Annotated in this window: 23 protein-coding genes; 14 read left to right on the forward strand and 9 right to left on the reverse strand. The window is 67.9% G+C overall.

The features are described from left to right. Positions 1-178: 178 nt before the first annotated feature. The 6 genes from AAHB16_RS30475 (at position 179) to AAHB16_RS30500 (ending at position 6,282) form a co-directional block, all read left to right on the forward strand. Positions 179-1,333 carry an HPP family protein gene (locus AAHB16_RS30475; protein WP_342052738.1) on the forward strand — a complete coding sequence of 385 codons (1,155 nt, stop codon included), beginning with the start codon at positions 179-181 and terminating at the stop codon, positions 1,331-1,333. A gap of 199 nt (positions 1,334-1,532) precedes the next feature. Next, the gene (locus AAHB16_RS30480) at positions 1,533-2,636 is read left to right on the forward strand and encodes an AI-2E family transporter (protein WP_150372671.1); all 1,104 of its coding nucleotides are present in this window, start codon (positions 1,533-1,535) and stop codon (positions 2,634-2,636) included. Next, complete coding sequence (locus AAHB16_RS30485) at positions 2,633-3,304, forward strand: paraquat-inducible protein A (RefSeq protein ID WP_342052739.1); 672 nt, start codon at positions 2,633-2,635, stop codon at positions 3,302-3,304. Before AAHB16_RS30480 ends, AAHB16_RS30485 begins: the two co-directional genes overlap by 4 nt. Then, entirely contained in the window at positions 3,301-4,023 is a 723-nt protein-coding gene (locus AAHB16_RS30490) for a paraquat-inducible protein A (protein WP_150372673.1), read from the forward strand. The genes AAHB16_RS30485 and AAHB16_RS30490 overlap by 4 nt, the downstream gene beginning before the upstream one ends. Next, positions 4,007-5,659, forward strand: a complete 1,653-nt coding sequence (locus AAHB16_RS30495; protein ID WP_150372674.1) for a PqiB family protein — start codon at positions 4,007-4,009, stop codon at positions 5,657-5,659. The genes AAHB16_RS30490 and AAHB16_RS30495 overlap by 17 nt, the downstream gene beginning before the upstream one ends. Positions 5,660-5,712: 53 nt before the next feature. After that, the gene (locus tag AAHB16_RS30500) at positions 5,713-6,282 is read left to right on the forward strand and encodes a PqiC family protein (RefSeq protein ID WP_411859831.1); all 570 of its coding nucleotides are present in this window, start codon (positions 5,713-5,715) and stop codon (positions 6,280-6,282) included. Here AAHB16_RS30500 and AAHB16_RS30505 read toward each other — a convergent pair. Beyond that, positions 6,272-6,787, reverse strand: a complete 516-nt coding sequence (locus AAHB16_RS30505) for a nucleoside 2-deoxyribosyltransferase (RefSeq protein ID WP_342052740.1) — start codon at positions 6,785-6,787, stop codon at positions 6,272-6,274. The genes AAHB16_RS30500 and AAHB16_RS30505 overlap by 11 nt on opposite strands. A 162-nt stretch (positions 6,788-6,949) precedes the next feature. Here AAHB16_RS30505 and modA point away from each other — a divergent pair, with 162 nt between their 5' ends. The 4 genes from modA to AAHB16_RS30525 are packed head-to-tail and all read left to right on the forward strand — an operon-like array spanning position 6,950 to position 9,405. Further along, complete coding sequence (gene modA / locus AAHB16_RS30510; protein ID WP_150372677.1) at positions 6,950-7,723, forward strand: molybdate ABC transporter substrate-binding protein; 774 nt, start codon at positions 6,950-6,952, stop codon at positions 7,721-7,723. 24 nt (positions 7,724-7,747) lie between these two features. Next, on the forward strand, positions 7,748-8,485 hold the full coding sequence (modB, locus tag AAHB16_RS30515) for a molybdate ABC transporter permease subunit (protein WP_342052741.1): 738 nt from the start codon (positions 7,748-7,750) through the stop codon (positions 8,483-8,485). A gap of 7 nt (positions 8,486-8,492) precedes the next feature. Next, entirely contained in the window at positions 8,493-9,215 is a 723-nt protein-coding gene (locus tag AAHB16_RS30520; protein WP_150372679.1) for an ATP-binding cassette domain-containing protein, read from the forward strand. A 55-nt stretch (positions 9,216-9,270) separates the two neighbouring features. Further along, entirely contained in the window at positions 9,271-9,405 is a 135-nt protein-coding gene (locus tag AAHB16_RS30525) for a hypothetical protein (RefSeq protein WP_342052742.1), read from the forward strand. Positions 9,406-9,417: 12 nt separating this feature from the next. On the opposite strand, the gene AAHB16_RS30530 is transcribed toward AAHB16_RS30525, so the two are convergent. Next, positions 9,418-9,933 carry a class IV adenylate cyclase gene (locus tag AAHB16_RS30530; protein WP_342052743.1) on the reverse strand — a complete coding sequence of 172 codons (516 nt, stop codon included), beginning with the start codon at positions 9,931-9,933 and terminating at the stop codon, positions 9,418-9,420. A 33-nt stretch (positions 9,934-9,966) separates the two neighbouring features. Further along, a complete protein-coding gene (locus tag AAHB16_RS30535) occupies positions 9,967-10,782 on the reverse strand; it encodes a TOBE domain-containing protein (RefSeq protein WP_342052744.1) in 816 nt (271 codons plus the stop codon). Positions 10,783-10,952: 170 nt separating this feature from the next. Between AAHB16_RS30535 and AAHB16_RS30540 the strand changes: the two genes are divergently transcribed. The 3 genes from AAHB16_RS30540 (at position 10,953) to AAHB16_RS30550 (ending at position 13,339) form a co-directional block, all read left to right on the forward strand. Continuing rightward, positions 10,953-12,002 (forward strand): Ldh family oxidoreductase, encoded by a 1,050-nt coding sequence (locus AAHB16_RS30540; RefSeq protein ID WP_342052745.1) that lies wholly within the window; start codon positions 10,953-10,955, stop codon positions 12,000-12,002. Between the two features lie 31 nt (positions 12,003-12,033). Beyond that, positions 12,034-12,729, forward strand: coding sequence for a transglycosylase domain-containing protein (locus AAHB16_RS30545; protein WP_150372683.1), 696 nt, complete (start codon positions 12,034-12,036; stop codon positions 12,727-12,729). 124 nt (positions 12,730-12,853) lie between these two features. Further along, positions 12,854-13,339 (forward strand): MgtC/SapB family protein, encoded by a 486-nt coding sequence (locus tag AAHB16_RS30550; RefSeq protein WP_150372684.1) that lies wholly within the window; start codon positions 12,854-12,856, stop codon positions 13,337-13,339. 4 nt (positions 13,340-13,343) lie between these two features. Here AAHB16_RS30550 and AAHB16_RS30555 read toward each other — a convergent pair whose 3' ends face one another. From AAHB16_RS30555 to AAHB16_RS30570, 4 genes are read right to left on the reverse strand one after another with little or no spacing between them, the layout of a single operon-like run. Further along, positions 13,344-13,595: a formate dehydrogenase subunit delta gene (locus AAHB16_RS30555; protein ID WP_342052746.1), complete on the reverse strand. Its 252-nt coding sequence runs from the start codon at positions 13,593-13,595 to the stop codon at positions 13,344-13,346. Between the two features lie 5 nt (positions 13,596-13,600). After that, positions 13,601-16,480 (reverse strand): formate dehydrogenase subunit alpha, encoded by a 2,880-nt coding sequence (fdhF, locus tag AAHB16_RS30560; RefSeq protein ID WP_150372686.1) that lies wholly within the window; start codon positions 16,478-16,480, stop codon positions 13,601-13,603. 51 nt (positions 16,481-16,531) lie between these two features. Continuing rightward, positions 16,532-18,088: a formate dehydrogenase beta subunit gene (locus AAHB16_RS30565; RefSeq protein WP_150372687.1), complete on the reverse strand. Its 1,557-nt coding sequence runs from the start codon at positions 18,086-18,088 to the stop codon at positions 16,532-16,534. Further along, positions 18,085-18,630: a formate dehydrogenase subunit gamma gene (locus tag AAHB16_RS30570; RefSeq protein ID WP_150372688.1), complete on the reverse strand. Its 546-nt coding sequence runs from the start codon at positions 18,628-18,630 to the stop codon at positions 18,085-18,087. The genes AAHB16_RS30565 and AAHB16_RS30570 overlap by 4 nt, the downstream gene beginning before the upstream one ends. A gap of 210 nt (positions 18,631-18,840) precedes the next feature. Here AAHB16_RS30570 and AAHB16_RS30575 point away from each other — a divergent pair, with 210 nt between their 5' ends. Then, on the forward strand, positions 18,841-19,935 hold the full coding sequence (locus AAHB16_RS30575) for a helix-turn-helix transcriptional regulator (RefSeq protein WP_342052747.1): 1,095 nt from the start codon (positions 18,841-18,843) through the stop codon (positions 19,933-19,935). Between the two features lie 5 nt (positions 19,936-19,940). On the opposite strand, the gene ppk2 is transcribed toward AAHB16_RS30575, so the two are convergent. Both ppk2 and AAHB16_RS30585 read right to left on the reverse strand, forming a co-directional pair. Continuing rightward, positions 19,941-20,882 carry a polyphosphate kinase 2 gene (gene ppk2, locus AAHB16_RS30580; RefSeq protein WP_150372690.1) on the reverse strand — a complete coding sequence of 314 codons (942 nt, stop codon included), beginning with the start codon at positions 20,880-20,882 and terminating at the stop codon, positions 19,941-19,943. 84 nt (positions 20,883-20,966) lie between these two features. Next, positions 20,967-21,565, reverse strand: a 599-nt coding sequence (locus AAHB16_RS30585; RefSeq protein ID WP_342052748.1) for a CorA family divalent cation transporter, incomplete at its 5' end; no start/stop codon positions are given.

The following is a 21,565-nucleotide window of genomic DNA, read 5'->3' on the forward strand; positions in this document are numbered from 1 at the left end:
TCATGTTGCAATGCATCATGTCGTGATGCGATCGGCCGCTCGGCGCCGCGCGTGGATTCGGCGCTCGTGGAATTGCTGCGCATGCTTCGCTCCTCTCTCCGGACTCCAAGGCCACGGAATATATCACGGCATGATATATTGCCGCTTTCGCGCAGAAACCGCCGCTACAATCACCGCCATGGCATCCGACACCGACAACGCCGCCGCGCCCGACCGCCAGACCCTGACGTGGCTGCGCACGTTCCTGCCGATGCCGATCACCGGCGGCCGGCACGAGCGCGTCAAGAGCTGCCTGGGCGCGCTGCTGGGACTGTTCGTTACGGAGTGGATCAGCCGCCACCTGATGGGCGGATTCAATCCGTGGTTCATCGCGCCCATGGGCGCGTCGGCCGTGCTGCTGTTCGCGGTGCCCGCGAGCCCGCTCGCGCAGCCGTGGTCGATCATCGGCGGCAACCTCGTGGCGGCGACGGTCGGCGTGACCTGCGCGATGTTGATTCCCTCGCCGGGACTGGCGGCCGGCGTCGCGGTGGCGGTCGCGATCGCCCTGATGTTTCCACTGCGCTGCATCCACCCACCCAGCGGCGCGGTCGCGCTGACGGCGGTGCTGGGCGGGCCGGCGGTGCAGGCGCTCGGCTTCGGCTTTATCGTGATGCCCGTGGCCGTGAATTCGATGGTGCTGGTGCTGATGGCGCTGGCATTCAACAACGCCATGCGGCGACGCTACCCGCACCGTCCGCCCGAACCCGCTGCGGGCCATCGCACGCGCGACGTGCCGCCGACCCAGCGCGTGGGCTTCACGCGCGCGGACCTGGACGCCGTGCTCGCGGCGCGCGGGGAATTCCTCGACATCTCGGAAGACGATCTCGAGGCGATTCTCGTGGCGGCCGAACTGCGGGCCTTCCGACGCCGCTTCGGCGACGTGCGGTGCGCGGACATCATGTCGCGCGACGTGGTGACCGCAACACCCGATATGCCCGCGGGAGAAGCCGCCGCGCTGCTGGCCCGCCATCACATCAAGGCGCTGCCCGTCGTGGACGGCCAGCGCCGGCTGGCCGGCATCTTCACGCAAAGCGACTTCTTCGCCGCCCAGCGCACGGGCTCGGCCCGCACCGCCGGCACCGTGCGCACGCTCATGACGCACGCGGTCACCGTGGCGCGCCCCGAACAGCCCATGGTCGATCTGGCGCGCGCGTTCTCCGATGGCGGCCTGCACCATGTGCCCGTCATCGACGACGACCGGCGCGTGGTCGGCATGGTCACGCAGTCCGACCTCGTGGCCGCCCTGCTGCGCAGCCGGGTGTCCGGAACTTCGGGAACTTCGGGAACTTCGTGAACCTCGTCACCGGATGACGTACCCGCCGCGCCGACGGCGCATTGACACGGCCGCGCCACCCGCACGCCACCTCCGTCGCCTATAACTCTCATCAAGGCACCGCCCCGCCCCCGACGGGCACGCTTCGTCACGGTGCGCGCATCGATTTCCGCTATGCTTACGGCGTTTCCGTCACACGGCCGCCGAGGAGATCTGCCCGATGAGTTCCGGACAACTGATTGAAAAGCTCGCCGCGGTCTTCGCGCTGATCCTGCTGATCGGCGGCTCGCTGGTCGTGCTGGCGCCGTTTGCCACGGCGCTGCTATGGGGCGCGATCCTCGCGTTCAGTTCCTGGTATCCCTATTCCGTGCTGACCCGCTGGCTCGGCAACCGCCGCGGCATCGCCGCGCTGGTCTGCGTGCTGCTGGCGGCCGTGATCGTGCTCGGCCCCTTCGTCTACGCCGGCGCGAGCTTCTCCGCGCACGTCGATGACCTGACCGCGCTGGTGGAGCGCTACAAGGAGCGCGGCGTGCCGCAGCTGCCCGAGTGGCTGTCGAGCCTGCCTTACGTCGGCAGCTATCTGCAGAACACGTGGAACCAGGTGGTCAACGCCGATTCGGAAATGCTCGCGAACCTGCGCAAGCTTGTGGCGCCGGTCGGCCACGTGCTGCTCGGCGCGGGCCTCTCCATTGGCGCGGGGCTGGGCCAGCTGGCGCTGTCCATCGTGCTCGCGTTCTTCTTCTATACCGGCGGCGAACTGGCCGTGGAATGGCTGCGCGGCGGCATGCGCCGCATCGCGGGCGAGCGCGCCGACCATCTGCTGGCGCTGGCGGGCAGCACGGTCAAGGGCGTGGTCTACGGCGTGCTCGGCACGGCGTTCGTGCAGGCGGTGCTGACCGGCATCGGCCTGTGGATTTCGGGCGTGCCGGGCGCCGCCATCCTCGGTTTCATCACGTTCTTCCTCTCCGTGATCCCGGTCGGCCCGCCGCTGATCTGGATTCCGGCCGCGCTCTGGCTCTATCACTCGGGCGCGACGGGCTGGGCCATCTTCATGGTCGTCTGGGGCGTGGCCGTGGTCGGCATGGCCGACAACATCATCAAGCCGCTGCTCATCAGCAAGGGCACGGGCCTGCCGCTGATCTGGATCATGATGGGCGTGCTCGGCGGCGCGCTGGCGTTCGGCTTTCTCGGCGTGTTCATCGGCCCGACCGTGCTCGCGGTGGCCTACGCGCTGCTGCGCGACTGGACCATCGGCACGCAGGTGGCAACGCCGGTGACGGCCGTCACCGCCGCGCCGCCCTCGCGACTGACGCCGGACGCATGACGGATCCCACCCAGCGCGAAGCCTCCCCGCAGGTCCCCCGCGATCTGAGCCAGCTGATCGCGTGCGAATACTGCGACGCGGTGTACGCGCGCGAGACGCTCGCGCCGGGGGAGCGCGCGCAATGCCTGCGCTGCGGTGGCGCGCTCTACCGCGAGAACCGGCGCGCATACCGCCGCCTGCTGCCACTCGTGATCACGGCGCTGATCCTGTTCCTCATCTCCAATTCCTATCCGATCGTTGAGATGGACCTGCAGGGCGTGCGCACGCAGACGACGCTGCTGGGTGCCGTGGAAGCCTTGCATGGCGACAACATGGACCTCGTGGCCGCGCTGGTGCTGGCCACCACGATCGTGTTTCCGCTCACCGAGATGCTCATGATGTGCTACCTGCTGATACCGATGGCGCAGCGCCGCATGCCGCCCGGTTTCGACCGCATCGTGCGCGGCATTCGCCAGACGCGGCCATGGGGCATGATCGAAGTGTTCATGATCGGCGTGCTCGTGACCGTGGTGAAGCTTTCCACGATGGCGCAGGTGCTGCCAGGCATCGCGCTGTGGTCGTTCGGCGCGCTCGTGGTCGTGCTGGCCGCGATGCTTTCGTTCGACCCGCGCGCGTTGTGGGACTACCTCGAGCAGCCCGAGCCCGGCGCGGAGGGCGAGACCACATGAGACAGCATCTGGAGCGCTCGCGCCGGCTGGCAAGCGGCGTCGTGGCGGGAATCACCGACGACGACGAGAGCACGCCGCTCGCGCGCGTGCCCACGGCCACGTCGCTCGGGCTCGTCTCGTGCCACGCATGCGACCAGCTCAGCCCGCGCGCGCTCGAAGGCGAGCCGTGCCCGCGCTGCGGCGCCACGCTCCATCATCGCAAGCCGGCCAGCCTCGCGCGCACCTGGGCGTTCCTGCTGGCCGCCTTCATCCTCTACATCCCCGCGAACCTGCTGCCCGTGATGGTCACGCAGTCGCTGCTCGGCACGCAGCAGGACACGATCTTCTCGGGCGTCATCTATCTGTGGCTGTCCGGCTCGCATCTGCTGGCCGGCGTGGTGCTCATCGCGAGCATCGTCGTGCCGCTGCTCAAGATGATGATCCTGACGATGCTGCTGGTCTCGGTGCGCCTGCGCACGACCTGGCGCATCCGCCAGCAGACGCGGCTGTATGGACTCGTCGAACTGATCGGCCGCTGGTCGATGCTCGATATCTTCGTGGTGGCGCTGCTGGCCTCGCTCGTGCGCGCGGGCGCGCTCGCCACCATCGTGCCAGGCCCCGGAGCGCTCGCGTTCGGCTCCGTGGTGGTACTGACCATGCTCGCATCGCTGAGCTTCGACCCGCGCTTGCTGTGGGATTCGCTGGAACCGACGGAACACACCGATGCCCGACAACACTGAACTTCCTCCGCCGCCTCCGCCGCCGCCCGCGTCTCCTTCGGGCCTGCCCTACCCTGCCCGGCGCCGCCGCTCGCGCTGGCTGCCTTCGCTCGTGTGGCTGATTCCGATCGTCGCCGCCATCGTCGGCATCTCGCTGCTCGTCAATACGATCATGTCGCGCGGGCCGGAGATCGATGTCACGTTCCGCACGGCCGAGGGGCTGACGCCCGGCAAGACGCCCGTGCGCTACAAGGATGTGGAGATCGGACTCGTCAAGGCCGTGCGGCTGGCGGAAGATCGCTCGCATGTCATCGCGCGCATCGACCTGACCAAGGACGCCAGCAGCTTTGCCGTGGCGGACACGCGCTTCTGGGTCGTGCGGCCGCGGCTCGCGGTCAGCGGCGTGTCGGGGCTGGAGACGCTGCTTTCGGGTGCGTATATCGGCGTCGATATCGGCAAGTCCGCGGAACGCAAGACGGCGTTCACGGGGCTCGAAGTCCCGCCCGTGGTGACCACCGATGCGTCGGGCAAGCAGTTCGTGCTGCGCGCGCAGGACCTCGGCTCGCTCGATATCGGCTCGCCGGTCTACTACCGCCGCGTGCGCGTGGGCCAGGTGGTGGCGTTCCAGCTCGAGCCGAACGGCCGCGACATCACGCTGCGCGTGTTCATCGACAAACCCTACGACAAGCTCGTCACGGCCAATACGCGCTTCTGGCATGCGAGCGGCGTCGATCTCAAGCTCGATGCCACGGGCCTCAAGCTGCAGACGCAATCGCTGGTCACGGTACTTCTCGGCGGCGTCGCGTTCCAGGCGCCCGACCATTCGGGCGGCGCGCCCGTGGCCACCGAGAACACGCAGTTCCTGCTCGCGGGCGATCAGTCCGAGGCGATGAAAGAGCCCGAGGAACTCGCACCGACGCTGGCCGTGCTGAACTTCGACCAGTCCGTGCGCGGGCTCTCGCCGGGCGCGCCCGTGGACTTCCGCGGCGTGGTGGTGGGCCAGGTCCGGTCCATCGGCATCGAGTACCAGCGGGACAAGAAGGCGTTCCGCATGCCCGTGGTCGTGGAGCTCTACCCCTCGCGCATGGGCTTCCGCGAGCGCGATGTCGCCGAGGAAGCGCAGAAGCGCACGATCGTGGAGACCTTGATCCGCCGCGGCCTGCGCGCGCAGCTGCGCAACGGCAACCTGCTGACCGGCCAGCTCTACGTGGCGCTCGACTTCTTCCCGAAGGCGGCGCCGGCCGCGGTCAACCTCGACGCCTCGATGCCCGAGCTGCCGACCACGCCGGGCACGTTCGACGAACTGCAGGCCAAGCTCGGCGATATCGTCAGCAAGATCGACAAGGTGCCGTTCGACCAGATCGGCCAGGATGTGCGCACCACGCTCGCCTCGCTGAACCGCATGCTCGACAACGCCGACAAGCTCGTCGCGCAGTTGCAGGGCGATGTCGCGCCGCAGGTCCTGTCGGCGCTGCAGGATGCGCGGCGCACGCTCAACACGGCCAACGGCACGCTCGCGTCGGATGCGCCGCTGCAGCAGGATACGCGGCGCATGCTGCAGGAACTCACGCGCACGGCGGCTTCGCTGCGCGCACTGACCGATTACCTCGAGCGCCATCCCGAGGCGCTGCTACGCGGCAAGGCGGAGAAGCCATGATGATCCAACGTTCGCTGACGGTTCCCCGTGCGGGACGTCGCCTCGCGGCGCCCATGGTTGCCGCGCTCGCCCTGCTGCTTGCGGCCTGCGCGTCGCCCGATCCGCGCTATTACTCGCTGGCCGCGTCCGCGGCCAATGCCGTGCCCGCCGCGCCGCCTGCCCGGGCCGAGCCGCTATGGATCGAGGTCGCGCCCGTGCGCGTGCCGGAGCGGCTCAATCGCGCGCAGCTCGTGGTGGGCGACGGGGCCGACGGCCAGCTGAAGCTGCTCGACCTGTCGCGCTGGTCCTCGCCGCTCCCCGACGAGATGCGCGATGCGCTGTCGCAGCAGTTGCAGGCGCGGCTCGGCGCGGTGGATGTCTACCAGCAGGGGCTGTCCGATGTCGCACCGGTCTATCGCATCACGACCGAGGTGGTACGGATGGACGGCGATGTGGGCCAGCGCGCGAACGCCACGATCGCGTGGACCGTGCGACGCCTGCCCGACGGCAGGGTGACGGGCGGCCGCACGGTGGCGGAGGTGGCGGCGCCGGGGCAGGTGGAGGGGCTGGTGGGCGCGTACCGCCAGATCGTCGGCACCACGGCTGACGATATCGCGGCGGCGCTGAGCGGCCTCAAGCCCTGACGCTGCCACCCCGCTGCGCAGCCATGGCCTTCAGGCAATCCTCGGCCGTCCCGTGCACGAGCGTCACGCTGCACGCGAGCATCAGGTTCTTCGACAGTCCGAAGTCCTCCACCACATAACCGCGCGCGTCGATCGCCTCGCCATCGGCGTCGATCGACGCGGTCACGCGTTCGCGCAGCGAGGACGCCTCGCTCGCGTAGCCCCAGACCGGCTTGCCCAGCGCCACCGCGTAGCCGACCTCGAATGCGGTGCCCGAATCCGGCTCGCCGGGGCCCCGGAAATCGTCGAGGTTCGCCATTACCGCATCCGCGCGATGCAGCAGCGCGATATTGGCCTCGTAGATCCACCCCGCGGTCTCGGGGCCCGTCATGCCGGCCGGCGCGGCCTGGTCGAGCGGGTACAGGCCCGTGAAGCCGTGATCGGCGCACAGCGCCTGGAGCCGCTTGCCGTAGTCGACCGCATCCTTGCGGAAGACGTCGAAGCCGGCGAGATAGATGGAGGTCATGGGCAGACGCCGTGAAAAGGAATGGCGCAGCATAGCGCAGGGAAGCCGGATCCCGGGAGCCGATACCAAAGTCGGATTGACCATCGTTATATACCGTCTTATATTGCGCATGTGCCGCGTTGCGGCGTCCGAGTCATTTTTCCTGCCCGAACTTCTCCAACCATGCCTTCCACGCCCCGCTTCCTGCGCCGGACGATCGGTGCCGCCGCGCTTGCCGCCCTGACCCTGACCGCCCCGTCGGCCTTTGCCGCCGACCTCGTGGTGTCGGCCGCCGCCAGCCTGACGAACGCCTTCAAGACCCTGGCCGAGCAGTTCGAGAAGTCTCACCCCGACACCAGGGTGGTGCTCAACTTCGGGGCGTCGGACGTGCTGATGCAGCAGATCGTCAAGGGCGCGCCGGCGGACGTGTTTGCCTCCGCCGACCAGGATGCGATGAACAGGGCCGAAAGCGAAAAGGTTGTGCAACCCGCCTCGCGCAAGGACTTTGCCGCGAACCAGATCGTGCTGATCGTGCCCGGCGACAGCAAGCTCGGCATCACGTCGCTCAAGGACCTGACCAGGGCCGACGTGAAGCGCATCGCCTATGGCAACCCGTCGTCGGTACCCGTGGGCCGCTACACCAGGGGCGCGCTGGAAGCCGAACACCTGTGGGATGCCGTGGCCGCCAAGGGCGTGCCCGCGCAGAATGTGCGCCAGAGCCTGGACTACGTGGCCCGCGGCGAAGTCGATGCCGGCTTCGTGTTCGCCACCGACGCCACCGTGATGCCGGACAAGGTCAAGGTCGCCGTCCGCGTGCCGAACCGCACGCCCGTGACGTACCCGATCGCGATCGTCGCGCAGACGAAGCAGGCCGCCTCGGCCAACGCGTTCGTGAACTACGTGCTATCGGCCGATGGCCAGGCCGTGCTCGCGCGCTATGGCTTCCTGAAGCCCTGATCCGAACGCATCGACGAGGCCGATATGGATGCCGTCTGGATTCCGCTGCTGCTGTCGCTGAAGGTGGCGGGATGGGCCACGCTGCTCAATAGCGTGCTCGGGGTGGCCGCGGCGTACGCACTCGCGCGCTGGCGCTCGTCGGCGCGCGACGTCGTCGACGCCATCCTGACGCTCCCGCTCGTGCTGCCGCCGACCGTGCTTGGCTACTACCTGCTCGTGCTCGTGGGCCGGCGCGGGGTGTTCGGCGCATGGCTGTCGTCCATCGGCATCGAACTCGTGTTCACGTGGCAGGGCGCGGTACTCGCCTCGACCGTGGTCGCGTTCCCGCTCGTGCTGAAGTCCGCCCGCGCGGCCTTCGAAGGGGTCGATCATCAGCTCGAGAACGCCGCGCGCGTGCTCGGCGTCTCCGAGGCAGGCATCTTCTTCCGCGTCACGCTGCCGATGGCGGCGCGCGGCATCATCGCGGGCGTACTGCTCGCGTTCGCGCGCGCGCTCGGCGAGTTCGGCGCCACGCTGATGATCGCGGGCAACCTGCCTGGCCGCACGCAGACGCTCTCGGTGGCCATCTACGAAGCGGTGCAGGCCGGCGACGACAACACGGCCAATCTGCTCGTGCTGATCACCTCGGTCACCTGCGTGGTGTTGCTGGTCGCCGCCGGCCGGCTCGTGCCGCCCGTCGCGCGCGGCGCCTCCGACGTCTACGAACCCCGGCGCTTCCGCGCCCGCGCGCGCAAGGCCGCGTCGCCTGCCGTCCCCAAGTGAGCCCCCCATGAGCATGCATGTCTCGCTGCGCAAGCACATGACCTCGGGCGACCGCGAGTTCGCGCTCGATATCGACTTCACATCGGACAGCCGGCGCATCGCGCTGTTCGGCCAGTCCGGCGCGGGCAAGAGCCTGACGCTGCGCGCGATTGCGGGGCTGCTCGCGCCCGATAGCGGCCGCATCGTGCTGAACGGCCGCACGCTGTTCGACAGCGAAGCGGGCATCGACGTCCGGCCGCAGGAGCGCCGCGTCGCCTATCTATTCCAGGATTACGCACTGTTTCCGCACCTGACCGTCGCGCAGAACATCGCCTTCGGTCTCGAGCATGGCTGGCGCAATCCGCGGCGCCGCGCGCGCTATGCGCAGGCGGACCGCTGGATCGATGCATTCAGCCTGCGCGAGATCGTGGGCCAGTATCCGTCGCAGATCTCCGGCGGCCAGAAGCAACGCGTGGCCCTCGCGCGCGCGCTGGTCGCGCAACCGGACACCGTGCTGCTCGACGAACCGTTCTCGGCGCTCGATCCCGCGCTGCGCGCGCATATGCGCAACGAGTTGCGCGCGCTGCAGAGCAGCCTCGACGTGCCGATGGTCGTGATCTCCCATGACCCGGAGGACGTCGAGGTTCTGGCCGATCATGTGCTGGAAGTCCGCGACGGCCGCATCGTTGCCGGCGGCTACGCCACCCCCCCTCGCCCGACGCCACTGCCCGTCGGCACGGAACTCGCGTAAGCGATCGCGCACACCCGTGCGCGCGGGTACATGAAGGTCGAGGAACGGCCGCCCTATGGCATCAGGAACGCGCTGGTACGACGCGTGGTGCAGTCACATGATCGGCTCGGACAACGATCGCAAGATGGTGGCGTCGCGGGTGCGGGACTTCCTGCTCGCGCATCCGGCCGCCCTGCCGGCTTCCCGCTAGACCGCGCCCGGTTCAGCGGTTCGCGCGCAGCAGGTCCACATACGCGCCGTCGATCAGCCTTGCGCGATCGACACCGAGCGCATCCATCAGCGTATGGGCTTCAGCCACGCCCGCCTCGGCCGCTTCGTCATCGGCCAGCACCACTTCCAGTTCGAGAAAGTCGCCGAGCCCCTCCACGCGGTCCAGGTGCACGCGCGTACGGCCGACGAGGAACAGCGTGCGCACTTTCCTGACACGGCCGCCCTCGCCATGCGCGGCGGCGAGTGCCGCGCGCAGCGTGTCGGGCGACGCCGTCGGCGACAGGATGTAGAAGCTCTCTTTCGGCCCGGTCTGGTCCGGGCGCGCGTAGAAGATCAATTCCCCTCGCGACGCATCGAACGCGCGCAGCTTCAGACGTCCATTCGCGCATGGAAAGAACGTATCGTCCTGCTCGATGCGCTCGGGGCCGTGCTGCGCGAGGGCCGCCGCGCGCGGCGCCACGGCCTCGATGCTGTCGATGCGGGCCTTGATCTCGATATTGCGTGCCATGCGGGAACTCCTTCGCCAACAGAGCCGCGCATTCTACAGCGTGCCGACGATCACGCTCGACGCCTTGAAGATCGCGATGGCGCGCGCGCCTTCGGCCAGCGCCAGATCGCCGATGGCCGTGCCGGGCACGATCGCCGCCACGGTACCGCCGCCGTCGAGCGCAAGCACGACTTCCGCGTTGACCGCACCGGGAACGATGCGCGACACCACGCCCGGCAGCTGGTTGCTCGCCGACAGCCTGCCCTCGGGATCGGGCAGGCCGATCAGGACCGATGACGCCTTGATCAGCGCGAAGGCCTCCACGCCCGGCGCAAGCTCGAGCGTCTCGGTGCTCTCGCGCGTGATCGTGGCGACGATCGCCTGTCCGCCCGGCAGCCGCAGCGTGATCTCGTCATTGACCGCGCCTGTTCGGACCGCTTCCACCTGCCCGAACAGCTTGTTGCGCGCGCTCGTACGCACGGTGAAGCGCCGCATGAGCTCGAGGTCCGGTCCGCTTGCCACATCGCCGCCGAGCGTGCCCGTCTCGGCCTGCGCGCCGAGCCACGCGACAAAGCGCCGGTGCTCGGCCTCGAGCGTGCGATAGGTGCGGATCAGCTGCTCCGCGCGATCGGTGAGCCGCGTGCCGCCCCCGCCCTTGCCGCCTGCCGCGCGGGCCACGAGCGGCTCGCCGGCGCTGTTGTTCATCGCGTCGATGGCATCCCACGCGGCCTTGTAGCTGAGCCCCACAGCGCGCGCGGCCGCGGTGATCGAGCCTTGTTCGCCGATCGCGGCCAGCAGGGCGATGCGATCCTTGCCGCCCCACTCGCGGGCACCGGCCCGGAACCAGATCGCGCCTTCGAGTTCTAGCATGATGGGTGTCGGAGAGTCTGTCGAAGAATGGTTGCGATGGTAGCGCGAATGCCCGCCGCGCCCGCAAATGGACAGAATCTGACCGGAATCAAACCGATCGTGCGCCGCCGGCTTGGCATGCCGGACGCCGCTTTCCATAATGGAGGGGCATCCGATGACGGGAGGCCCCCATGCAGATCTCGCTGTCCAGCGCCCAGCGCTTCGCGCGCGACATCCTCGTCGCGCAGTCCGTCCCCGCCGATATTGCCGACGATGTCGCCCACCACCTCGTCGAATCGGACCGCTGCGGCTATGCCAGCCACGGCCTCTCGATCCTGCCGAGCTATCGCACGGCGCTCGAGGCGAACACCGTGAATCGCACGGGCCGCGCCGAATGCGTGATGGACCGTGGCTCGCTGATGGTGTTCGACGGCCACGGCGGCTTCGGCCAGCATGTGGGCAAGGCCGTAATGGCCACCGCGATCGCGCGCGTGCGCGAGCACGGGCACTGCCTCGTCACGCTGCGCCAGTCGCACCATCTCGGCCGCATGGGCCATTACGGCGAAATGGTCGCCGCCGAAGGCTGCGTGCTGCTGTGCTTCACCAACGTGATCAACCGCCCGCCGATGGTCGCGCCGTTCGGCGGCCGCGTCGCGCGCCTGACGACCAATCCGCTGTGCTTCGCGGGCCCGATGCCGAATGGCCGTCCGCCGCTCGTGCTCGATATCGCGACAAGCGCGATCGCGCTCAACAAGGCCCGCGTGCTGGCGGAAAAAGGCGAGCCGGCGCCCGAGCGCAGCATCATCGATGCCGACGGCAATCCGACGACCGACGCCAGCGTGATGTTCGCCGATCCGCCCGGCGCCCTGCTGCCGTTCGGCGGCCACAAGGGCTATGCGCTCGGCGTGGTGGCGGAACTGCTGGCCGGCGTGCTGTCCGGTGGCGGCACCATCCGTCCCGATGCGCCGCCCGGCGGCGTGGCCACCAACAACCTCTTCGCGGTGCTGCTGAACCCCGAGCTCGACCTGGGCCTGCCGTGGCAAAGCGCCGAGGTGGAATCGTTTATCGAGTACCTGCAGGCCACGCCCACCGCGCCGGGGTTCGATCGCGTCCAGTATCCGGGCGAGTACGAAGCCGCGTGCCGCGCCGCGGCGGCGACGCATATCGAGATCGACGATCGCATCTGGCAGAACCTCGACAAGCTTGCACGGACCGTTGGCGTCGAGACGCCGCGCGGATAAGTCCGCACCGGGTGATGGCACAATGTGGCCCATGCAACGTCTCTGGTCCGCCTTCGTCAAGTTCGTCCTGCTCGCCATCGTCGGCGGGGCGCTGCTGATCGCGTTCACCGTGATCATGGCCAGCCGTCAGCTGCCGTCGCTCGACGCGCTGACCGCGTTCCGCGCCTCGCCCGGATACGTACCGCTCGCGCAGTTCCCGCCCACGCTGCCCGAAGCCGTGGTCGCGATCGAGGACGACCGCTTCTACATCCACGACGGCATCGACTATGTGGGCGTGATGCGCGCCGGCATCGCCAACCTCTCCGACGAACTGTCGCAGGGCGCATCGACGATCACGATGCAGGTGGCGCGCAACTTCTTCCTCTCGCGGCAGAAGACGTACACGCGCAAGCTCTACGAGGCGTTGCTCGCCTACCGCATCGAAAGCGCGCTGAGCAAGAACGAGATCCTCGAGCTGTATCTCAACAAGATCTACCTGGGCCAGGGCGCGTACGGCTTCGGCGAGGCCGCCGAGACCTATTTCGGCAAGCCCGTGGCGCAGCTCACGCTGGCCGAATGCGCGATGCTCGCCGGCCTGCCCAAGGCGCCGTCGGCCAACAATCCCGTGGTCAACCCGCGCCGCGCACGCCAGCGCCAGAGCTATATCCTGCTGCGCATGCTCGAGCTCGGCCGCATCACGCGCGGCCAGTACGACGCCGCGCTGCTCGAGCCGCTGCGGCTGCGCTAGCGCGCGCACCGGTCCCCTTCCCCGCGACGTGTCAGCACGTGTCAGTGCGTGTCAGCGCGCGCCCGACTGCGGACAGTCATGCGCCCATGCTAGCGTCTGGCATCGCAACTGCGGGAGCCAGATCATGGAAGGTGTGTGGGGTGATATCTACAGCACGATCCGGGCCGAATTCGCCGACGTCCCGAATATCAAGGAGCTGACGCGCCTGCTGCTGCGTCTTACGCTCGCGGTGGCGCTCGGCGGCCTGATTGGCTGGGAACGCGAAGCGGCCGGCAAGGCGGCCGGCCTCCGCACGCATATGATGGTCGCGCTCGGGTCGGCGCTGTTCGTGCTGGTCCCGCTTCAGGCCGGCGTGCCGCTGGCCGATATGAGCCGCGTGCTGCAGGGCCTGACGGCCGGCATCGGCTTTATCGGCGCCGGCGCGATCATCAAGCAGGCGAGCAAGGACGACGTCAGCGAAAGCGATGTCCGCGGCCTGACGACCGCCGCGAGCATCTGGACCGTCGCGGCAATCGGCGTCGCCTGCGGCCTCGGCCGCGAAATGACAGCCGTGGTCGCGACGGTGTTCAGCCTCGTGATCCTCCAGCTGCTCTACGCCTTCAAGAAGTAACGGCTCAGGAAGTCACGGCCACCGGCGCCGGCTCCAGGCTGGCCCGATGCGCGGCGATGGCTTCGCGCACGATCGGATCCAGCCCTTCTCCACCCTCGGTGGCATCGACGTGCGCGAGCAGCGCGCGGCGCATGCGCGGCTCCCAGAATCGCTTGATATGGCTCGCGATATCGCCGATGGCCTCGGTGCGATCGGGCATCGCCTCGAAGAAGCTGCCGATCTGGTTGGCCATCTTGATCAGGTTCTCGATATGCATGGCCGTTACTCCGCGGACGCCGGGTTGGGTTCGCTCGCCGCGCGCAGCAGCGCCAGCTGCTGGTCGTTGAAGTCCTGGTAGTTGCGCTGCCACGTGGACGGCTGCGCCACCGGCATCACCTGCACCGCGGTCACCTTGTACTCGGGACAGTTGGTCGCCCAGTCCGAGTTGTCGGTGGTAATCACGTTGGCGCCCGACTCGGGGAAGTGGAACGTGGTGTAGACCACGCCCGGCTGCATGCGGTCGCTCACGATCGCGCGCAGCACGGTTTCGCCCGCGCGGCTCTGTACGCCGACCCAGTCGCCATCCTTGATGCCGCGCTCCTCGGCATCGTGCGCATGGATCTCCAGACGGTCCTCGTCATGCCAGTGCACGTTGTGCGTGCGCCGCGTCTGCGCGCCGACGTTGTACTGCGACAGGATACGGCCCGTCGTCAGGATCAGCGGGAACTTGCGGTTGACCTTCTCGTCGGTGGCCACGTACTTGGTGATGATGAACTTGCCCTTGCCGCGCACGAACCCATCGACGTGCATGATCGGCGTGCCCGTCGGCGCGTCGTCGTTGCACGGCCACTGGATGCTGCCCAGCTGGTCGAGCTTTTTGTAGCTCACGCCCGAGAACGTCGGCGTCAGGCGCGCGATCTCGTCCATGATTTCGGACGGATCGTTGTAGTGCATCGGATAGCCAAGCGCGTTCGACAGCAGGATCGTCGCTTCCCAGTCCGCGTACCCGCCCTTCGGCGGCATGACCTTGCGCACGCGCGAGATGCGGCGCTCGGCATTGGTGAACGTGCCGTCCTTCTCGAGGAAGGTCGAACCCGGCAGGAACACGTGCGCGTACTTGGCGGTCTCGTTCAGGAAGATGTCCTGCACCACGATGCATTCCATCGACGACAGCGCTTCGGACACGTGCTGCGTGTTCGGGTCCGACTGGACGATGTCCTCGCCCTGGCAGTACAGGCCCATGAAGCTGCCCGTCAGCGCGGCCTCGAACATGTTCGGAATGCGCAGGCCCGGTTCGGGGTTGATCTCGACACCCCATGCGCTCTCGAACAGATTGCGCGTGGTGGTATCGGACACGTGGCGATAGCCGGGCAGTTCATGCGGGAACGAGCCCATGTCGCACGAACCCTGCACGTTGTTCTGGCCGCGCAGCGGATTCACGCCCACGCCTTCGCGGCCGATATTGCCGGTGGCCATCGCGAGGTTGGCGATGCCCATCACGGTCGTCGAACCCTGTGCGTGCTCGGTCACGCCCAGCCCGTAGTAGATCGCGGCATTGCCGCCGGTCGCGTACAGGCGCGCGGCACCGCGCATCTGGTCGGCCGGCACGCCCGTCACGGCTTCCATCGCTTCCGGCGAGTTCTCGGGCAGCGACACGAAATCGCGCCATTGCTGGAACGCCACGTCCTCGCAACGCTCGGCGATAAACGACTCGGCCAGCAGGCCTTCGGTCACGATCACGTGCGCGAGCGACGTGACCACCGCCACGTTGGTACCGGGACGCAGCTGCAGGTGATAGTCGGCGCGGATATGCGGCGAGCTCACGAGGTCGATGCGGCGCGGATCGACGACGATCAGCTTGGCGCCCTCGCGCAGGCGGCGCTTCATGCGCGACGCGAACACGGGGTGGCCGTCGGTCGGGTTCGCGCCGATCACCATGATCACGTCGGACTTGGCCACCGAGCGGAACGTCTGCGTGCCCGCCGATTCGCCGAGCGTGGTCTTGAGGCCGTAGCCGGTCGGCGAGTGGCACACGCGCGCGCAGGTATCGACGTTGTTGTTGCCGAACGCGGCGCGCACGAGCTTCTGCACGAGGTAGTCTTCCTCGTTCGTGCAGCGCGACGATACGATGCCGCCGATCGAATCCTTGCCGTGCTTGGCCTGGATGCGCTTGAATTCGGAAGCCGCGTAGCCGATCGCCTCTTCCCACGACACTTCACGCCACGGATCGGTGATCTTCGCGCGAATCATCGGCTTGAGGATGCGGTCCTTGTGCGTGGCATAGCCCCACGCGAAACGGCCCTTCACGCATGCGTGGCCATCGTTGGCCTGGCCGTCCTTGTACGGCACCATGCGCACGACCTCGTTGCCCTTCATCTCGGCCTTGAACGAGCAGCCCACGCCGCAGTACGCGCACGTGGTGATCTTGTCGTGCGAAGGCTGGCCCAGCTGGATCACGCTCTTCTCGGTCAGCGTCGCGGTCGGGCAGGCCTGCACGCACGCGCCGCACGACACGCAGTCGGACTCCATGAACGGCTGGCTCGTGCCCGCGGCCACGCGCGACTCGAAGCCGCGGCCCGAGATCGTCAGCGCGAACGTGCCCTGCGTTTCCTCGCAGGCGCGCACGCAGCGATTGCAGACGATGCACTTCGACGGGTCGTACGTGAAGTACGGATTCGACTCGTCCTTCTCCAGATGCGTGTGCGTGGCGATGGCCGGGGTGTTGGTGTGGCCGTCGTTGTAGCGCACCTCGCGCAGGCCCACCGCGCCGGCCATGTCCTGCAGTTCGCAGTTGCCGTTGGTCGGGCAGGTCAGGCAGTCGAGCGGGTGGTCGGAGATATAGAGCTCCATCACGCCGCGGCGCAGGTCGCCGAGCTTGTCGCTCTGCGTGCGCACCTTCATGCCCGCTTCCACCGGCGTCGTGCACGAGGCCGGATAGCCACGGCGGCCTTCGATTTCCACGAGGCACAGACGGCATGAGCCGAACGACTTGAGCGAGTCCGTCGCGCACAGCTTGGGCACGGCGATCCCGGCTTCCATGGAAGCGCGCATCACCGAGGTGCCGGCCGGCACGGTCACGTTCACGCCGTCGATCTCCAGCGTGACCTGCGTCTCCGATTCGCTGGCCGGGGTACCGTAATCCAGTTCGTTTCGAGCGTTCAAGGGATGTCTCCCGATCTTGTGTTTTGTGGGATGGGCGCGAAGGATGGCGGCCTACGCCGCGCGCGCGGGCTTCGGCGACAGGCCGAAGTCCTCCGGGAATTCGTTCAGGGCGGACAGCACCGGGTATGGCGTCATGCCGCCCATCGCGCAGAGCGAGCCGTTGAGCATCGTGTCGCACAGGTCGCGTACCAGCGCCACGTGCTTCACGGGCTGATCGCCGGCCATGATGCGATCCATCACCTCGACACCGCGCGTCGAGCCGATCCGGCACGGCGTGCACTTGCCGCACGATTCGATCGCGCAGAACTCCATCGCATAGCGCGCCTGCTTCGCCATATCGACGGTCTCGTCGAACACGACGATGCCGCCGTGGCCCACCACCGCGCCGAACGCCGCATACGCTTCATAGTCGAGCGGGACGTCGAAGCGCGACTCGGGCAGATAGGCACCGAGCGGGCCGCCCACCTGTACCGCGCGAATCGCCCGGCCCGAGCGCGTGCCGCCGCCGTAATCGACGAGCAGTTCGCGCAGCGTGATGCCGAACGCCTTCTCGACGAGGCCACCCTGGAGGATGTTGCCGGCAAGCTGGAACGGCAGCGTGCCACGCGAGCGGCCCATGCCGAAGTCCTTGTAGTACGCCGCGCCGCGCGAGAGGATGATCGGCACCGTTGCAAGCGAGATCACGTTGTTGATCACGGTCGGCTGGCCGAACAGCCCTTCGATCGCGGGCAGCGGCGGCTTGGCGCGCACCACGCCGCGCTTGCCTTCGAGGCTTTCCAGCAGCGCGGTTTCCTCGCCGCAGACATAGGCGCCCGCGCCCTTGCGCACTTCGAGATGGAAGCGGCGGCCGCTGCCACGGATATCGTCGCCGAGCCAGCCTGCGGCAGTGGCGACGCGAATCGCTTCCTCGGTGGCGGCGATCGCGTGCGGGTACTCCGAACGCGTGTAGATGTAACCCTGCTCCGCGCCGACGGCCAGGCCTGCGATAGTCATGCCCTCGATCAGCATGAACGGATCGTCTTCCATGACCATGCGGTCGGAGAACGTGCCCGAGTCGCCCTCGTCGGCATTGCAGACGATGTACTTGACCGGCGATTGCGCGGCCAGCACGGTCTTCCACTTGATGCCCGTGGGGAACGCGGCGCCGCCACGTCCGCGCAGGCCGGAGTCGAGCACCTCCTGCACGATCTGCGCGGGCTGCAGCGTCAGCGCGCGCGTCAGGCCCGCATAGCCTTCGTGCGCGATGTAGTCGTCGAGCGACACCGGATCGGTAATGCCGACGCGCGCGAAGGTCAGGCGCTCCTGCTTCTTCAGGAACGGATGGTCATCGACCACGCCGATCGACAGTGCGTGCGTGGCGCCCTGCAACAGGCCCGCATCGAACAGTGCGGGCACGTCGTCCGCCGAGACCGGGCCATAGCCGATACGGCCGGCATCGGTCTTCACCTCGACGAGCGGCTCGAGCCAGAACATGCCGCGCGAGCCGTTGCGCACGATCCGGACGTCGGCACCGCGCGTCGACGCCTCACGTGCAATCGCCTCGGCCACCTCGTCGGCGCCGAGCGCGAGCGCGGTGGAGTCGCGCGGAACAAAGATGGTGGTGCTCATGCGCTTGCCTCCGCGGCCTGTTGGCGTTCGGCGCGCATGGCATCGCGCAGCCCTTCGATCAATCGCGTAAAGCGCGCGGCATCCACGCGCCCATGCAGCCGGTCATCGATCATCACCGCGGGGCCGATCGCGCACTGCCCGAGGCAGAACACGGGCTCGAGCGTGAATGCGCCATCGGCCGTGGTCTCGTGCATGCCGCAGCCGAGCGTGCGCTCCGCGTGCGTCACGAGCGCGTCGGCACCCACCGACTGGCACGCTTCCGCGCGGCACACCTGCACGACGTGGCGGCCGGCCGGATGCTCGCGAAAGTGGTGATAGAACGTGATGACGCCATGGACTTCGGCGCGCGACAGGTTCAGTGCCTGCGCGATGACGGGCACCGACTCGGCGGGCACGTAGCCATGGACGTCCTGAAGTTCATGAAGGATGGGCAGCAAGGCGCCGGGCATGTCGCGGCGCGCGGAAACGATCTGCGCGATCGCATCCAGCCTGCGCGCGGCACTGACCGCTGCATTGTCTGTGGGGGTGACGGTTTCTGGCATGGCGTCTCCGTGCTCTTGTGTCGTCATGGCCCGGCGCGCGTGGCTTGTCTCCTGCGCGCCGTTGCGTCCGCCAGCCACCTCATTGGGTCGTGCCGTGCAGCCGCATATAGGCTCTTTTTTTCATATTCCGGGACTGCATTTCAGGTACTTGTCCCGTTTGTGCGACTATAGGCCCGTGTTTCAGCCCCATCAATATGCTATTTTGCGCATATGCTTCGCATCTCGATCCTCCCCCATCTGCAGATCCGCGACGACGCGGCGCCCGGGCCCACGCCCGCGCTCGATGTCTCGCGTCTGGTGGCGTTGCTCGGCCATATCGAGTCCACCGGCAATATCGCCCAGTCGGCGGAGGCGATATCGTTGTCTTACCGCTACGCCTGGGGGATTCTGCGCGATGCCGAGACGCTGTTCGGGGGCGCGCTGATCGCCAAGACACGGGGCCGCGGGTCGACGCTCACGCCGATGGCGCAACAGCTGGTATGGGCAAGCAAGCGGATTGCGGCCCGCCTCTCGCCCACGCTGGACAGCCTGGCGTCCGAGCTCGAGATCGAGCTGAAAAAGCTGATGGTGGCATCCGATCCGGCCGTGCGCCTGCATGCGAGCCACGGTTTCGCGGTGGCCGCGCTGCGCGACTTCCTCGACGAGCACAAGGTGCGGCACGACCTCAAGTACTGCGGCAGCCTCGAGGCCGTGGCGGCGCTCGCGGAACATGCATGCGATATCGCGGGGTTCCACGTGCCGATCGGCGATCTCGAGGACGATATGGTGCGGCGCATCACGAGCTGGCTGCGCCCCGATACGCATTGCCTGATCCACCTTGCGGTCCGGACGCAGGGGCTGTTCGTGCGGCCGGGAAATCCGCTCGGTGTCCATTCGCTGGAGGACCTCGTTCGCTCGGACGTCCGCTTCGTGAACCGCCAGCCGGGATCGGGCACGCGGCTGCTGCTGGACCTGATGCTGGCGCGCCGCGGCATCGATCCGAACCGCATCGAGGGCTTCAGCAACGGCGAGTTCACGCATGCGGCCGTGGCCGCGTATATCGGCAGCGGCATGGCCGACGTGGGCTTCGGCGTGGAGACGGCGGCGCGGCGCTTCGGGCTCGAATTCGTGCCCGTGCTCAAGGAGCGCTACTTCTTCGCCATCGAACAGAAAATGCTGCAGAGCCCCGCGCTCGCCGAAGCGGTGGAGGCCCTCAAGAGCCGCTCGTTCCGCGAGCGCGTGGATGCGTTGCCGGGCTACGACGCGGCGATGACCGGCGTGGTGCAGACCATGCAGCAGGCGTTTCCGAGTCTCGCGCGTCAGTAGGCGCGTCAGTAGATTTCCGGCACGATCATCTGGCCCGGCACGGGCTGCCGCACATAGTCGGCGTGCCGTTCGCGCTCGGGCAGCACGATCGGCGTCTGTTGCGGCTCCACGTACGGCATCTGCTGCAGCAGATGGTGGATGCAGTTGAGGCGCGCGCGCTTCTTGTCCACGGCCTGCACGACCCACCAGGGCGCCTCGGCGATATGCGTGCGCTCGAGCATCACTTCCTTCGCGCGCGTGTAGTCTTCCCAGCGGCGGCGCGATTCGAGATCCATCGGGCTCAGCTTCCACTGCTTGAGCGGATCGTGGATCCGGCTCAGGAAGCGCAGATGCTGCTCTTCGTCCGAGATCGAGAACCAGTACTTGATCAGCTGGATGCCCGAGCGCACGAGCATGCGCTCGAACTCCGGCACCGAGCGGAAGAATTCTTCATACTGCTCGTCCGTGCAGAACCCCATCACGTGTTCCACGCCCGCGCGGTTGTACCAGCTGCGGTCGAACAGCACCATCTCGCCGGCGGCCGGCAGATGCGATACGTAGCGCTGGAAATACCATTGCGTGCGTTCGCGGTCGTTCGGCGCGGGAAGTGCCGCCACGCGGCAGACGCGCGGATTCAGCCGCTGCGTGATGCGCTTGATCACGCCGCCCTTGCCCGCGGCATCGCGCCCCTCGAACAGGATCACCACCTTGTGGCCCGTCGCCTGCACCCAGCTCTGCAGCTTGACCAGCTCGCCCTGCAGACGGAACAGCTCGCGGAAGTACATCTGGCGTTCCGCGCGCTCCTCGTCGTCGCCCGCGACGCCGCCGTTCTCGGCACCGTGGCCGGAGAGAATCGCCTGCACCACGCTGGGGTCGCGGTCTTCGAGTTCGAGCTCGAGTTCCTCGTCGTAGTAGTCGGCCACCTCGCGGTGAATGCGCCGAATCAGGGCTTCATCGTTGGGGTTCATTTGCTACGCTCCGGTATGCTGGGCTCATGGCCGTGTGGCCAAACATGTTACGCCGCCTCCGTTGCAATTACGTGAAAGCGCGGGCTAACCGCCGGCCTGCTGCTTGCGGAACGCCCATCGCCCCGCGAGTGCGGTAAAACTCGCCACGACGACCACGAGCACCCAGAACCCGTGCGGATGGTCGGCCAGCGGAATACCGCCGACGTTCATGCCGAAGAAGCCCGCGACGATATTGATCGGCAGCGCCAGTACCGTTACCAGCGTCAGGGTGAACAGCGTGCGGTTGGTCTGCTCGTTGAGCTTGGCGGCGATCTCTTCCTGCAGCAGCTTGATGCGCTCGACCAGCGCGGCAAGATCGCTGAGCACGAGCGAGAACTCCTCGGTGGATTCGCGCAGCTCGCGCAGGTCGCCGTCCTGCAGCCATGCGGGCGGCCGGTTGAGCAGGCGGAACAACGCCCCCGGTTCCGGGGCCAGCAGCCGCTGCAGGCGCACGAGGCCGCGGCGCATCGCGCCGAGTTCCGAACGATTGCCATGAAGGCGCTGCGACAGCAGCTGATCCTCGATGCGATCGACGCCGATGCCGGTTTCGCGGACGATCTGCACGAGCACGTCGGCCTGGTCGCGCAGCAAATGCACGACGAGGTCGAGCGGCGCGCGGGACCCCACGCCCCGCCGCCCCCCCG

This window comes from Cupriavidus sp. OTU4054 (assembly GCF_038440175.1).
Classification (GTDB): domain Bacteria; phylum Pseudomonadota; class Gammaproteobacteria; order Burkholderiales; family Burkholderiaceae; genus Cupriavidus; species Cupriavidus pauculus_D.